The 14,408-nt window shown below is 65.0% G+C and carries 6 protein-coding genes; 3 read left to right on the forward strand and 3 right to left on the reverse strand.

All coding sequences use genetic code 11. The features are described 5' to 3' along the window. The first annotated feature begins 6 nt into the window (after positions 1-6). The 3 genes from ACYU7Q_RS10835 to ACYU7Q_RS10845 all read left to right on the forward strand — a co-directional run bounded on the left by ACYU7Q_RS10835 (position 7) and on the right by ACYU7Q_RS10845 (position 4,010). Positions 7-1,236, forward strand: a complete 1,230-nt coding sequence (locus ACYU7Q_RS10835) for a glycosyltransferase family 61 protein (RefSeq protein WP_460609438.1) — start codon at positions 7-9, stop codon at positions 1,234-1,236. A 95-nt stretch (positions 1,237-1,331) separates the two neighbouring features. Then, on the forward strand, positions 1,332-2,339 hold the full coding sequence (locus ACYU7Q_RS10840) for a glycosyltransferase family 2 protein (protein WP_460609439.1): 1,008 nt from the start codon (positions 1,332-1,334) through the stop codon (positions 2,337-2,339). Between the two features lie 297 nt (positions 2,340-2,636). Continuing rightward, positions 2,637-4,010: a T9SS type A sorting domain-containing protein gene (locus ACYU7Q_RS10845; protein ID WP_460609440.1), complete on the forward strand. Its 1,374-nt coding sequence runs from the start codon at positions 2,637-2,639 to the stop codon at positions 4,008-4,010. 175 nt (positions 4,011-4,185) lie between these two features. Here ACYU7Q_RS10845 and ACYU7Q_RS10850 read toward each other — a convergent pair whose 3' ends face one another. From ACYU7Q_RS10850 to ACYU7Q_RS10860, 3 genes are all read right to left on the reverse strand, one after another. After that, positions 4,186-5,631: a T9SS type A sorting domain-containing protein gene (locus ACYU7Q_RS10850; RefSeq protein ID WP_460609441.1), complete on the reverse strand. Its 1,446-nt coding sequence runs from the start codon at positions 5,629-5,631 to the stop codon at positions 4,186-4,188. A gap of 92 nt (positions 5,632-5,723) precedes the next feature. Further along, a complete protein-coding gene (locus ACYU7Q_RS10855) occupies positions 5,724-9,743 on the reverse strand; it encodes an InlB B-repeat-containing protein (protein ID WP_460609442.1) in 4,020 nt (1,339 codons plus the stop codon). Between the two features lie 87 nt (positions 9,744-9,830). After that, positions 9,831-14,066, reverse strand: a complete 4,236-nt coding sequence (locus tag ACYU7Q_RS10860) for an InlB B-repeat-containing protein (protein WP_460609443.1) — start codon at positions 14,064-14,066, stop codon at positions 9,831-9,833. Between the last annotated feature and the right edge of the window lie 342 nt (positions 14,067-14,408).

Below are 14,408 nucleotides of genomic sequence, written 5' to 3' on the forward strand. Positions count from 1 at the left end.
TGAACTATGCAAGACCTCTTTACCCGAGCCCAACGGCGCACCGGCCGGCTGCTGCGGGACTTGGTGCCACACAACGAGCACCTCCGCCCCACCGGCGTGCATCCCACCGCCAAAGCCCTGGCCGCCCGCCCCGGCAGCGGCGCGCACTACGTGGAAGTGTACCCCGGCTACACCTCGCACCTCACCGTGCCCAACGAGTTTGTGGCCCTCGCCCCGGCTTATTACGACCGCATTGCCGAGCAGGAAGAGGTGGGGGCGGCTTTTGTGCTGCTGCTGCCCGATGCCCGCATCAACGCCGACCATTTTGGAAGTCTGGCCGTGATAGCGGCCGATAACCACCTGGTGGGCGATGTGTCGCTGCAGTTTTCGGCGGGCAATTTTGCGGTGGCCCCGCCGGCCGAAAACCCCATTTTCCGGCAGCGCTACTTCCGGGCGCCGGGCCAGGTGTCGGGCACGGTGTGCAGCCTGCTGTCGGGCGGCGGCGCGGCCATGGGCAACTACTACCACTGGCTGCTCGATTCGCTGCCTCGCCTGCATCTGGTGGAAGAAGCCGGCCTGTGGGACCAAATCGATTACTTCCTGATTTATGACCGCGAACAGCATTTCGTGATGGAAACGCTGCTGGCCCTGGGCATTCGCAACGAGCAGATTATTGACCTGCAAACCACCACGCACCTGCGGGCCCAGCGCCTGCTGCTCACCTCGCCGGTGCGGGGCACGGGCCGCCACGCCCCGCGCTGGGTGGGCGAGTTCATGAAGGATGCCTACCGGACCATGACGGCCGCCGCGGCCCGGGCCTCCCGCTTCAGCCCGCTGGTGTACGTGAGCCGGCGCGATGCTGCCTTCCGCCGCGTGCGCAACGAAGCCGAGGTGGAAGCCCTGCTGGCCGAATACGGCTTCGAGAGCTACGCCCTTACCGAGCTGAGCTTCCGCGAGAAAGCGGCTTTATTTTCTGGAGCGCGGGTCGTGGTGGGGCCGGTGGGCGCGGGCCTGGCCAACATCCTGTTCTGCACCGAAGGCACGTCGCTCATTGAGCTGCTCCCGCGCAACCTGGTGGTGCCCGACTACCTCGACCTCACTGCCCGCCTGGGCATGCCGCACTACCCCATTATCTGCGCCTTGGAATCAGCCTCGGCCCAACGCGCCACCGCCGACCGCCAAGACGACCTCACCGTCGACCTAACCGCGTTGCGCCAAGCCGTGGAAATGGCCCTGCGCCAGCCGGTGAGTGCGTGAGGTACTGGCCTTCAAGAACGTCAAACTAAAGTCCGTCATGCTTCGCTGCGCTCTGCATGACGTTTTGGATAACAGTGCAACTCACTCCAACTGCCATGCCTTCCGTTCTGATTTCCGTCGTCACCTGGAACAGCGCCGATGTCATCGAAGCCTGCCTGCGCTCGATACTGACCCAGACGTATGCCGATTTTGAGGTGTGGGTGGTGGACAATGCTTCGGCCGACGACACCTGCGCCCGCGTGGCCACCCTGGCCGCCACCGATGCCCGCGTGCGCCTGCACCCGCTGCCGCGCAACACCGGCTTCTGTGGCGGCCACAACTACGCCCTCGACCGCACCACTTCCGAAGCCGTGCTGCTGGTGAACCCCGACATTGAAATGGCCGTGAACTACCTGGGCCGGGCCATGGCCACCCTGCGCGCCCACCCCAGCGCGGGCACGGTGTGCGGCCTGCTGCTGCAAAACCCGGGCGCCACCCCACGCATCGACAGCACCGGGCTGGAGGCCCTGCCCGACGGCCGCTTCCGGCTGCGCCACCACGGCCATCTGCTGGCCGAAACGCCCCTCATTGCCGGCCCGGTGGACGGGGCCGATGGCGCGCTGCCCCTCTACCGCCGCGCTTTTATTGATGACTTGCGGGTGGACGGACAGTTTTTCGACGAGCGTTTTTTCGCCCACAAGGAGGACTGGGACATTGCCTGGCGCGGCCGCCTTTATGGCTGGAGCACCTGGTTTGAGCCCGCCTGCCGGGCCCTGCACCCGCGCGAGTTCCGGCCCGCCGACCTGCGCCGCCGCCTGCGCCTGAACGGCACCATTAAGGCCGATGCCGTGAAAAACCAGTGGCTGCTGCTGCTCAAGAACCCGCCCGCCCGCCAGCTGCCGGCGCTGTGGCTGCGGGCGCTGCCCCGGCAGCTCGGCATCCTGCTCTACTGCCTGCTGCTGGAGCGGCCCTCGTTGCGCGCCTACCGCTATGTGTGGCAGCACTGGGGCGGCATCTGGGCCACGCGGCGCCTTGTGCAGGCGCGGGCGAAGCAACCGGGGCCGGCAACAACGCCGGCTACCCCGGTTGCCCGGCAGCCCGCTCCCGCGTCGGCTGCTGTCTAGCGGCGGGCGCAGCCTCTTTTTCATCCAACTAATAGACTGTTTATCATAGCAATTACTCAAACCACGGGTTGATGAGCTACGGTGTGCCCTGGCAGGACGTGGTTGGTGCGCAGCGGGCTCGCCACCACCAAGCCAGCCACCTCAAAAAGTGCTACGAACAAAACACTATTATGAGAAAATTCATGTTTTTTACTTAATTATATATATTATATTTGTTATAACTCATCTGTGGATACTGGTCCTGATTGCCAGTCTCCAGGCGAGCCGATGAAGTGTCCACTTTAACGCCTCCCTGTTATGAAAATCAAGTTCTACTTATCATTGTTAATCAGCATTTTCGCCTGGACCAATACACTACTACCCGGCTGGGTGACGGGCACGGGCTCCAGGGCAGCGGCGGCCTCCATCACCGGTTTCACGCTGGTGAATGCCGACACCGACACCGACCTTTTTGCCATGACGCCGGGCATAGTCATAGACCTGGCCACGCTGCCCACCCGCAACGTCAATATCCGGGCCGATACCGACCTGCCCCTGCCGGGCAGCGTGGTCATGAACCTGACCGGGGCCCAAACGCGCAACGAAACGCAGGATTTTGCGCCCTACGCGCTGTTCAGTGACTATATGGGCGACTATTTTCCGTGGTCGCCGCCCGTGGGCAGCTACTCGCTGCTGGCCACGCCCTTTGACGACCCGGGCGGCACGGGCAATAGCGGCGCGCCCCTCACGCTCAGCTTCACGGTGGTGAATTCGGTGGGCGGCATTACGAGCTTCACGCTGGTGAATGCCGATACCGACCTCGACATCCAGACCCTGACGTCCGGCACAACCCTCACCCTGGCCGCGCTGCCCACCCGCAACCTGAACATTCGGGCCAACACGACCCCAGCCATCGTGGGCAGCGTAACATTCGACCTCAGCGGCCCCGAAACCCACGCTGGCATCGAAAACCAGGCTCCGTATGCCCTGTTCAGCGATTTGAACGGGGACTATGCCGCCTGGACGCCACTGAACGGCACCTACACGCTCACGGCCACTACGTTTGACGCGGCGCAGGGCGGCGGCACGCAGGGCTCGGGGCTGACCATCAGCTTCGTGGTGGTGGCCCCGCCGCTGCCGGTACGGCTCACGGCGTTTCTGGCCGAGCCGCTGGGCCCCAGCGCCGTGCAGCTGCGCTGGAACACCGCCACCGAGGAGCAGAACAAGGAATTTGTGGTGCAGCGCAGCACCGATGGCAAGGACTTCATTGGCCTGGCCCACCTGCCCGGGCACGGCAACACCACGCTGCCGCAAGCCTACCAGTACGCCGACAAGCAGCTGCCGGCCAACCTGAGCAAGCTCTACTACCGGCTGCAGCAGGTGGATGTGGACGGCACGAGCACCTACTCGCCGGTGCGGGTAGTAGACGTAGTGCTCGGGGCAGCTCCGGCCATGCTCCAGGCCTACGTGGCCACGCCGCCCGATGGGTTGCTGCACTACACCTTCGCCGGCCCGGCCACCGGTGCCGAGGAGCTGGTGCTGTATTCCATTATGGGGCAGCGGCTGGGGCGGTATCCGCTGGCGGCCTCGGGCAGCGGCACGGTACCGGTGGCCGGGCTGGCGGCCGGCACCTACGTGCTACACCTCGTGAACGCGGGCGGCCGCTACGCGGGGCGCTTCGTGCTGCCGTAGCGGTCTAAAAAAGCAAGAAAACCGGTCATCCCGAGCGTAGCGAAGGACCTTATCACGGATGGAGTCGCCATAAAAGCACGCCATTCCGCCGTGATAAGGTCCTTCGCTGCGCTCGGGATGACCGAGTGCTTAAAACCTCCCGGACATCCTCGCGGCGGCAATCCAATCTCAGAACCTATTCGCGCACAAACGTGCGCCGCACGCGCCCGGCGGACGTTTCCAGCTCTAGCAGGTAGAGGCCGCCGGGCAGGCCGGCCAGCTCTACGGTGGCCTGCCCGGCGGGCATGAAGCCTTGCCGCAGCAGCTGCCCCAGGGAGTTGCGCACGTGGTAGGCCGTGGCGGCCGCCCCCGCGATGATGAGCCGCTCCCGGGCCGGATTGGGATAAAATGACACTGGCTCGGCCGCCGGCCCCACCGCCACCACCGGCGAGAAAGTGCCCGCGCCGTCCACATCTACCTGCCGCAGGCGGTAGTAGAGCGCGGCCGGCGGAGCCAGCGCATCGAGGGCAGTGTAGGTTGTGGGTTGGAATGAGGTGCCGCGCCCCGGCACGGTGGCAATGGTGGCAAAGGCCACGCCGTCGGGGCTGCGCTGCACCTCGAAATAGGCGTTTTGCTGCTCGCTGGCGGTGGCCCAGCGCAGGCGCACCCCGTCGGGCTGGCGCTGGGCGGCAAACGCGGTGAGCACCACGGGCAGCGCCCCGCCGGCCCCGAACACCTGCTGAAACGCAATTTGCTGCAAGGCCACGGCAGTAGGGCCAGTGATGTCGAGGGCCACGGCAGCCTTCTCGGCAGGGCCCAGCATGCGCGGGTCGAGGCCGGTGAGCTGGGCAAACAGCACGCTGGCGGCCAGGTACGAGCCCCATTTGCTGGCGTGCAGGTTGTCGGTGTCCCAGAGGTCGAGCTGGCTGGGGTTGGGGTTGTACGGGTTGCGTACGGCAATGCCCGCCTGAATGGCTCGCAGCCAAGCATCCCCCACAGGAGCCACGGCAGTAAAGTTCGGATTATGAGCGGCCAAGTAGGCGTAGGCCCGGCGCAAGTCCTGCGCCATGGTATCGATGGGCAAGCCCGAGTACAGCTGGCCGGCCGGATACGTCATATCGGCGCGGGCCCAGTTCTGGAACAAGTAAATGCGGGCCGCCGGACTATTGACGTGCACGGCTTGCTCAAGGCGGGTGGCATACGTCAGAAAGTCGGCCGGATGGCCGGTGCGGGCCACGGGCAGGGGCTGGGTGCTGTTTTCCTGCAACACCACCTGGTTCCAGGGGCCCTGCTGCATCACGGCCAAGGCATTGGTGTAGTGGTAGGTGAGCGTAGCCGCGCTTATCACTTCGATGTGTACGTCATAGTTCCGGCCGGCCTGGTCGGCCATCTGCTTGAAAATGCCCGGCACCCCGCCCCAGGGGCCGGGCATGGTGGGGTCGGCCTGGTAGCGGGGGCTGCTGGGTGGCAGGCCATAGTTTTCGTCGATGACGGCGGCAGCGTTGTAGTTCAGCACCGGCGCCGACCGGCCGTGCGTGAAGCTGTTGCCAACGAATAGAATGCGCGTTTGCGCGGTAGCCGGCCCGGCCAGCAGCCCGGCCCAGCAGCTCAGCAGCCAGAAGTAGTGTAAGCGATGCACCATACCAGAAGACCGATGAGGGAGAAATAAAATGGGGCGAAAAAAGCCCTCGTGGCCCGGCCGGGCCACGAGGGAACAGAATTCAGCCACGGCAGCTACTGCCGCAGCAGCTTGAGCCGGGCAGCGGCGTGGCTGTTTTCGAGCAGGAGGTAGTAGAGGCCGGTCGCGTTGATTTCGTGCGAAAAATCGAGCCGCTGCACTGCGGCATCGGCACCGGCCGGGAGTGTGCCGGTGGCCACCGTGGCCCCCAGCGCCGTGAGCAGCCGGTAGTGCACCGCGCCCTGGAAGGCATCGGGCAGGCGCAGGTAGAAGCGGCCGTCGGCGGAGGGGTTGGGGTAGGCGACAGCCTGAAAGAGGCCTTGCCGGGCGGGAGGCGCAGCCGCGGTAGTCGCCGCGACGCGGGCCGCCTGGTTAGTCACCGTGAAGCTGATGCTGAGCGGTGTGCCGGCCGTGCCGCCGTTGTCGGCGGCGGTGTAGGGCGTGGCCGTGAGGGTGTAGCTGCCCACGACGATGGCCGGCATCCAAGGGTAGTAGTCGCCGTTAGAATCGGCAAATAGAGCGTAAGGGGCCAGGTTTTCGTTGTGATTCACGGTTTGCGCACCGCCCAGCACAAAGAGCACGCTGCCCACCGTGGCCGGGCTGGTAGTGGCCCGCACGGTGAGGTTGACCGTGGGCAGGCTAGCCAGGTTCAACACCGCGCCGGTGGTCAGTGCCTGGATGTCGAGGTCGGTATCGGCATTCACCAGCGTGAAGGCCGTCACTTTCTGGCCATTGGCGGTGAAGGTGGCCGTGATGGACTTGTTGGCCGTCATCGTCACCGTAAGCGGGTTGGTGGTACCGGTGGCCCCACCGCTCCAGCCGCTGAACTGGTAGCCGGCGGCGGGGGTGGCCGTCAGGCTCACGGTGCTGCCGCTGGCATAGGTGGCCGTGTTCGGGTTCTTCGTTACCGTGCCGCTGCCTACCACGGCCGTGGTGAGGGTGTAGGTGGTCGTAGCCTGGTCAATAACGCTGAAGGCCAGCGTGAGCGGGGTGCCAGCCGTGCCGGCGCCCCCGGCACTGGCAAAGGGCGTAGCCGTGAGCGAATAGCTGCCCACTGCCGGCGTCCAGGGATTATAGGCCCCGCCATTGTCCGAAAACAGCGCGTAGGGCGCCACCGATTCGGTCTGGCTTCGGGTTTGGGTACCGCTGAGGGCGAAAACGACGCTGCCCACGGTGGCCGGGTTGGTGTTGGCCCGAATGTTCAGGTTGCGGGTGGGCAGCGTGGCCAGATTCAGAGTAGCTCCGGCCGCCAGGGTCTGAATGTCAGCGTTACTGTCGGCATTCACCAGCGTATAGCTCGTGACCTGCTGTGCAGAAGTGACCGCCGTGAAGGTGGCGGTGATGTTCTTGTTGGCCGTCATCGTAACGGTGAGCGGGTTGGTGGTGCCGGTGGCTCCGCCGCTCCAGCCCGTGAAGGCGAAGCCCGCCGCTGGGGTGGCCGTAAGTGTCACGCTCGTGCCGTTGGCGTAGGTGCTCTGGTCAGGGCTTTTGGTGATGGTGCCGCTGCCAAACACGGCCGTAGTGAGCATGAACGGTCCCGGCGTGCCGGTATCCGTCACCGAAAAATTGATGGACAGCGCCGCGCCCGGCGTGCCCGTGCCGCCGCTGCCCGAGTACGGCGTGGCCGTGAGCGAGTAGTTGCCCACGGGCGGCGTCCAGGGGTTGTAGCTGCCGGCGCCGTTATCGCCAAACAGCGCATAGGGCGCTATCGATTCGGTCTGGTTCTGGGTTTGCGCCCCGCTCAGGGCCAGCACCACGCTGCCGGTGGTGGTGGGGTTGGCATTGGCCCGGATGTTGAGGTTGCGGGTGGGCAGCGTGGCCAGATTCAGGATAGCACCATTGGTGAGTGACTGAATGTCCACGTTGGCATCGGCATCCACCAGCGTGAAACTGGTAGCGTTGCAGTCGGGGTTGAGGCGCACTTCCTGAGTAGTCGAGAGCCCCCCGGCATCGGTCACCGTGAGCAGGATGCGGTAGTAGTAGGTTTCGGCCCCGCAGCCGTAGGGCACAATGGTGGTACTGGTCTGGCGGGTGGTGTCCACGGGGTCGGGGTGCTCGTGGCTCTGGTGGTGCAGAATGGTCTGCCACTGGTAGCTCAGCAGGTGGCCGCTCTGCTCGGCATCGGTCACGGTGGCCCGCAGCTGGTAAGTCGTGTTGCTGGTGAGCGGGTAGAGCGTGCCGGCCGCCGGGCTGGTGATGGTGACCTGCGGCGGGGTGTTGTTGGCCGAAATCTGCACCGTGGTCTGGTTGGTCAGGCCCTGCGGGTTGGTCACGGTCAGCGTCACGGTGTAGTTGGTGGGCGCTGAAGTAGGCGGCGAAAACGTGTGGCTGGGGTTAGCGCTGGTGCTATTCGCCGTGCCGTCGCCGAAGTTCCAGCGGTAGGTCAGCGCCCCGCCGTTGGGGTCGGAGGAGTTGCTGCCGGTGAACTGCACCGTGAGCGGGCCGGGGCCGTAGGTTTTGTTGGCCGAAGCCACGGCTACCGGCGGACTGGCCGTGGTCACGTAACTGATTTTGCGGATTTCCGAAGGGTAGAAATTCACGTAGAACAGCCCTGTTTCGCCTGGGCTGGTGCCGAAGAATACCGGCACGGCCCCGCTGTCCACGAAGTTGCGCACGGCGCTGGGTTGGTTGCTGGCGTTCACGGTCATGCTCTTTATCCAGCCGCCCACGTAGTCGCCAAAAAAGTACGTATTCCGGTACTGCAGTGGGAAGTCGGTGTAAGGATAAAACACCCCACCCGTGGACGCGCTGCCCCCAAACTGCGAGCCCGCCACCGGTGAGCCCGTCGCGCCCAGGTTGGTGGTAGTTGCCGTGCTGCCGCTGAAGGTGCCCGTGCGCGACGGCCCCGTGGCCGGGTGCCCCCAATCAATGAGGGGCCGCACATGCACGAAAGTGGGGATGGTACCGGGCACGGTCTGGGCCGTGTTGCAGATGTTGGGGAACGTAGCGGTGCCCGTGGGCGTGGCCTGCTTGATGAGGTCCTGGAAGTAGAAAAACTGCTTGGTGCAGCCCCCCACGTTGTAGAGCGGGTTGGGTGCGTCGCGGTTGTACACGTTGGAGGTGGTGAAGGCGTCGTAGGCCGTCAGGCCCTCAAACAAGGGCCAACCGAAATTCTGGCGGGGGCCGGTCACCACGTCCACCTCTTCCCAGCTGGCCGCGCCCACGTCGCCCAGGTAAATGGTGCCGGGGTTGCCCACCGTGGGGTCGGTGCTGCCCGTGCCGGGCTTCAGCGTCATCCGAAACGGGTTGCGGAAGCCCAGCGCCCACACCTTGGAGCGGGGTGCGCCGGGGTTGGCCGCGTCGTAGTACGGGTTGCTGGGCACGCCGTTGCCGTTGCTGGGGTCGAGGCGCAGGATTTTGCCGTTGTAGCAGTCCACCAGCTGCGAGCGCAGCGAGCCCACGTCCTCCTTGGCTTTGATGATGCCATCGGCCAGGGCCTGGGGCGCGTAGGTGGCCGTCCAGGCCCCGAAATCGGGGTACGGGTGGGCCCCGTCGCCGGTGGCCACCAGCAGCGTGCCATCGGAGCCGAACTGCAGGGCCGCCGTGACGTGGCCGTTGAAAGTGGACGGAATGCCGTTGGTTTTACTCGACCCAATCAGGATTTTGCGGCTGGCCGGGTTCACGGTGTAGCCCGTGCCGCTGGGCGTGGCCGTGTAGCGCGTGAGCCGCCCGATGGTGGCGCTGTAGTAGTCGTTGGTGGTGGCGCTGTAGTTGGCCGTGCCGAAATTCATCAGGTAGTGCCGGTCCACCACATACAGCAGGTACATGTAGCCGTTGGTGTCGAAGTTGGGGTCGAGGGCAAAGCCCAGCAGGCCCTGGTCTTCCCAGGCCCCTACTTCTTCGGTGATGTCCAGAATTTGCTGGCGCTGGCCGTTCACCACCACCCATACTTTGCCCGGCCGCTCCCACACAAACATCTTGCTTCCGCTGCTATTAAATGTAAGCCCCACCGCCTCGTTCCAGCCCGAAGACACGGTGGTGGACGTGAAGCCCGTGGGCGGTGTCTGGGCCTGCGCCCGGCCGCAACAGCAAGCCAGCAAAACAGCCAGCAGAAAACAGGTAAGCGAAGATTTCATGTGACTTGGGATGGGAAAAAGGTTTGCAGAAAAAAGGCGGGACTAAAAGCGGAATTAAAAAGAACGGTCGGGTCGTCCAAACCGGTCCTACTGACGCAGGAGCTTGATTCGGGCCGTCAACCGGCCGTCGTCGAGCAGCAGGTAGCTCAGGCTGGTGCCCGAGAGCGGCTGGGCAAAATCCAGCTCGGCCGCATGGGCCCCGGCCGGCAGCGTGCCGCTGGCCAGCGTCTGGCCCAGCACCGAAAGGAGTCGGTAGCGCACCGCACCGGTGAAGGTGGCCGGCAGCAGCAGGCGGTAGTGCCCGTTGGGCGAGGGGTTCGGGTAGGCCACGGCCAAGGCTAGCGCTTGGCCGGAACTGGTGGTGGCCGCCGCCACGCGCGCAGCGGCGTTGCTCACGCTGAAGCTGATGGTGAGCGCCGTGCCCGCCGTGCCCGTGCCGCCTGCGGCGGTGTAGGGCCGGGCCGTGAGCGTATAGCTGCCCACCGCCGGCGTCCAGGCATTATAGGTGCCCGCGCCGTTATCGCCAAATAGCGCATAGGGCGTGGCCGTTTCGGTTTGGCTTCGAGTTTGGGCGCCGCTGAGAGCGAAAACGACGCTACCCACTGTGGCGGGGCTGGTGTTGGCCCGCACGTTCAGGTTGCTGGTGGGCAGGGTGGCCAGGTTCAGCGTCGCCCCGTTCGCCAGGGGCTGGATATCCGTTCCCGTGCTGGCATTTATCAGCGTAAAGCTGCTCACGCTTTGTCCGCCCGAGGTAGCCGTGAAAGTGGCCGTCAGGCTCTTGTTGGCGTTCATCAGCACCGAGAGCGGGTTGGTGCTGCCCGTAGCCGCCCCGCTCCAGCCCGTGAAGGCGAAGCCCGCCGCCGGGGTGGCCGTCACGCTCACGGTGCTGCCGCTGGCGTAGGTGGCCGTGTTCGGATTTTTCGTCACCGTGCCACTGCCTATTACGCTGGTCGTAAGCGTGAAGGGACCCGGCGTGGTGCCGCCATCTGTCACGCTGAAGCTGATGGTGAGTGGGGAGCCGGCCGTGCCCGTGCCGCCTGCGGCGGTGAAGGGCGTACCCGTGAGCGTATAGCTGCCCACCGCCGGCGTCCAGGCATTATAGGTGCCCGCGCCGTTATCGCCAAACAGCGCATAGGGTGCCACCGATTCGGTCTGGTCGCGGGTGGCCGCGCCGGTCAGCGACATCACCACGCTGCCCACCGTGGCGGGGCTGGTGTTGGCCCGCACGTTCAGGTTGCGGGTAGGCAGCGTGGCCAGGTTCAGCGTGGCCCCGGCCGTTATGGTCTGGATATCGGTGGTGTTATCGGCATTCACCAGGGTGAAGCTGCTCACGCTCTGCCCGCCCGAGATAGCCGTGAAAGTGGCCGTCAGGCTCTTGTTGGCGTTCATCAGCACCGAGAGCGGGTTGGTGCTGCCCGTGGCCGCCCCGCTCCAGCCCGTGAAGGCGAAGCCCGCCGCCGGGGTGGCCGTCACGCTCACGGTGCTGCCGCTGGCGTAGGTGGCCGTGTTCGGATTTTTCGTCACCGTGCCACTGCCTATTACGCTGGTCGTAAGCGTGAAGGGGCCCGGCGCGGTGGCCGTGAAGGTGGCCGTGATGTTCTTGTTGGCATTCATCGTGACGGTGAGCGGGTTGGTGGTGCCCGTGGCATCGCCGCTCCAGCCCGTGAAAGTGTAGCCGGCAGCCGGGGCGGCCGTCAGGCTCACGGTACTGCCGTTGGCGTAGCTGGCCTGGTTCGGGTTTTTCGTCACCGTGCCGCTGCCCGTGGTACTCACCGTGAGCGTGAAAGGGCCGGGCGCGGTGCCGCCATCTGTCACGCTGAAGCTGATGGTGAGCGGCGGGCCGGCCGTGCCGGTACCATTGGCCCCGCTGAAGGGCGTGGCCGTGAGCGTGTAGCTGCCCACGGTCGGGGTCCAGGAATTGTAGACGCCGTTCAAATCCGCGAACAGCGCGTAGGGGGCCACATTCTCGGTCTGACTTCGCGTTTCGGCCCCGCTCAGGTTCATGACCATGCTGCCGGTGGTGGCGGGGTTGGCATTGGCCCGGATGTTGAGATTGCGGGTGGGCAGCGTGGCCAGGTTCAGCACGGCCCCGTTCAGCAGGGGCTGGATGTCTACATCGGTGGTGGCATTGGCCTTCACGAGCGTGAAGCTGAGCGTGTTGCAGTCGGGATTGAGGCGCACTTCCTGGGTGGTCGAGAGGCCTTCGGAATCGGTCACGGTGAGCCGGACGATGTAGTAATACGTTTCGGCCCCGCAGCCGAGCGGCGCAATGGTGGTGCTGGTTTGGCGGGTGGTATCTATCGGGTCGGGGTGCTCATGGGTGTTGTGGTGCAGAATGGTTTGCCAGGCATACGCGAGCAGATGGCCGCTCTGCTCGGCATCGGTCACGGTGGCCCGCAGCTGGTACACGGTGTTGCCGCTGAGCGGGTAGGTACTGTTGTTGGCCGGGCTGGTGATGGTGACCTGCGGCGGCGTATTATTCACCGAAATCACCAGCGAGGTTTGGTTGCTCAGGCCCGCCGTGTTGGTCACGGTCAGCTTCACGGTATACTTGACCGGGGCCGAGGTGGGCGGCGAAAACGTGTGACTGGGGTTGGTGGCCGTGCTAGTGGCCGTGCCATCGCCAAAATCCCAGAGGTAGGTGAGGGTGCCGCCGCTGGGGTTGGTGGAGGCGCTGCCCGTGAACTGCACCGTGAGCGGCCCGGGGCCGTAGGTTTTGTTGGCGGAGGCCACCGCTACCGGCGGGCCATTCACGTTGATGTAGCTGATTTTGTGGACCTCGCCAGCGGAGAAGTTCACGTAGAACAGGCCCGTTTCGCCGGGGCTGGTGCCGAAGAATACCGGCGCGGCCCCGCTGTTCACGAAGGTGCCCACGGCGCTGGGCTGGTTGCTGGCGTTCACGGTCAGGTTCCGAATCCAGCTACCTCCATAATCGCCGAAGAAATACGAATTGGCGTACGGGGCCGGGAAATCGGAGTAGGGATAAAACACGCCGCCCACGGAGGCAATGCCGCCAAACTGCGCCCCGCTCACCGGCCCCGCCCCGATATTGGTGGCGGTGGCCGTACTGCCACTAAACGTGCCCGTGCGCGCCGGCCCGTCGGGGTGGCCCCAGTCAATCAGCGGCCGGGTGTGCACGAAGGTGGGAATGCTGGCCGGAACCTGCTGGCTGGTGTTGCAGGAATTTGGAAACGAAGCCGTGCCGCTCGGCGTGGCCTGCTTGATGAGGTCGGGAAAGTAGAAAAACTGCTTGGTGCAGCCCCCCACGTTGTAGAGCGGGTTGGGCGCGTCGCGGTTGTAAACCGTTGAGGTGTAGAAGTCATCGTTAGGCAACAGACCTTCAAACACGGGCCAGCCCAGGTTCACGCCGGCATGGTCTACCACATCCACCTCCTCCCAGCAGCACGACCCCACATCGCCGATGTAGAGCGTGCCGGGGTTGCCGGCGCTGGGGTCGGTGCTGCCCGTGCCGGGCCGCAGGCTCATCCGAAACGGGTTGCGCACGCCCAGGGCCCACACCCGCGAGCGGGCGGCGGCGGGGTTGGCCGCGTCATAGAAGGGGTTGCTGGGCACGCCGTTGCCGGTGGCAGGGTCCAGGCGCAGAATCTTGCCATTCAGACAATCAATCAGCTGGGCCCGCAGCGAGCCGATGTTTTCCTTGGTGGTGAGAATGCCGTCGGCCAGGGCCTGGGCATAGTAGGAATCCGGAGAACTCCCCGAATCGGGGGCGGGGTCGGCCCCATCCCCGGTCGAAACGAGCAGCGTGCCGTCGGCCCCAAACACCAGCGAGCCGGTGAGGTGCGAGTAGGAAGTGGACGGGATGCCGTTGGTTTTGGTGGTGCCCAGCAGGATTTTGCGGCTGGCGGGGTCCACGGTGTAGCCCGTGCCGCTGGGCGTGGCCGTGTAGCGCGTGATGCGCCCAATGGAAGCGCTGAAATAGTCGTTGGTGTTGGGGTCGTAACTGGGCGTGCCGAAGTTCAATAAGTAATGCCGGTCTACCAGGTACATCAGGTACATGTAGCCGTTGGTGTCGAAGTTGGGGTCGAGGGCGAAGCCCAGCAGGCCGTGGTCGTGCCAGCCCCCCACTTCGGGCGAAATGTCCAGAATTTGCTGGCGCTGGCCGTTCACCACCACCCACACCCTGCCCGGCCGCTCCCACACAAACATCTTGCTGCCAGTACTATTGAAGGCCACGCCCACGGGTTCATTCCAGCCCGAAGACACGAGCGTATTGGTAAAGCCCGAGGGTGGGGCCTGCGCCCGCAATGGCGGGGCGCAGGCCCACAGCAGGGCCAGCAGTAAAAAAAGAAATGACGTTTTCATAGCGTTTATTTTCTAAAAATTATTCCCACAGGATAATTCTCACCCTAAACCCGTCTTATGCCCGGCCTAGGAGTGTGGACCAGAGCAGTCAGCTTCCGGGACAAGCAGACAGGAATAAAGCGCGCCGCCTGTGGAGGCACTGCCTCCGAATGATGAGCGGCAAACCGGCCGCTCCAGGATTCGCCGTAGCCGCTCCAGTGCGGCTAAAGGTGCCCGCAGGCAAAACCGGATTGCTGCTGAGCCAGCCGGCCAGTAGTCAACGGCACTTGTTGGCCTTGAAGCCTGCCGGGGGCATTTGGGACCGTACCGGCAGGCAACATGCCAATAGAATGACCAGCTGGA

The organism is Hymenobacter terrigena (assembly GCF_054776515.1).

Excerpts from the sequence above, each read along its gene's own strand:
- ACYU7Q_RS10835 (WP_460609438.1), top strand. The coding sequence starts at position 7 with ATGCAAGACCTCTTTACCCGAGCCCAACGGCGCACCGGCCGGCTGCTG.
- ACYU7Q_RS10840 (WP_460609439.1), top strand. The coding sequence starts at position 1,332 with ATGCCTTCCGTTCTGATTTCCGTCGTCACCTGGAACAGCGCCGATGTC.
- ACYU7Q_RS10860 (WP_460609443.1), bottom strand. The coding sequence starts at position 14,066 with ATGAAAACGTCATTTCTTTTTTTACTGCTGGCCCTGCTGTGGGCCTGC.
- ACYU7Q_RS10855 (WP_460609442.1), bottom strand. The coding sequence starts at position 9,743 with ATGAAATCTTCGCTTACCTGTTTTCTGCTGGCTGTTTTGCTGGCTTGC.
- ACYU7Q_RS10850 (WP_460609441.1), bottom strand. The coding sequence starts at position 5,631 with ATGGTGCATCGCTTACACTACTTCTGGCTGCTGAGCTGCTGGGCCGGG.
- ACYU7Q_RS10845 (WP_460609440.1), top strand. The coding sequence starts at position 2,637 with ATGAAAATCAAGTTCTACTTATCATTGTTAATCAGCATTTTCGCCTGG.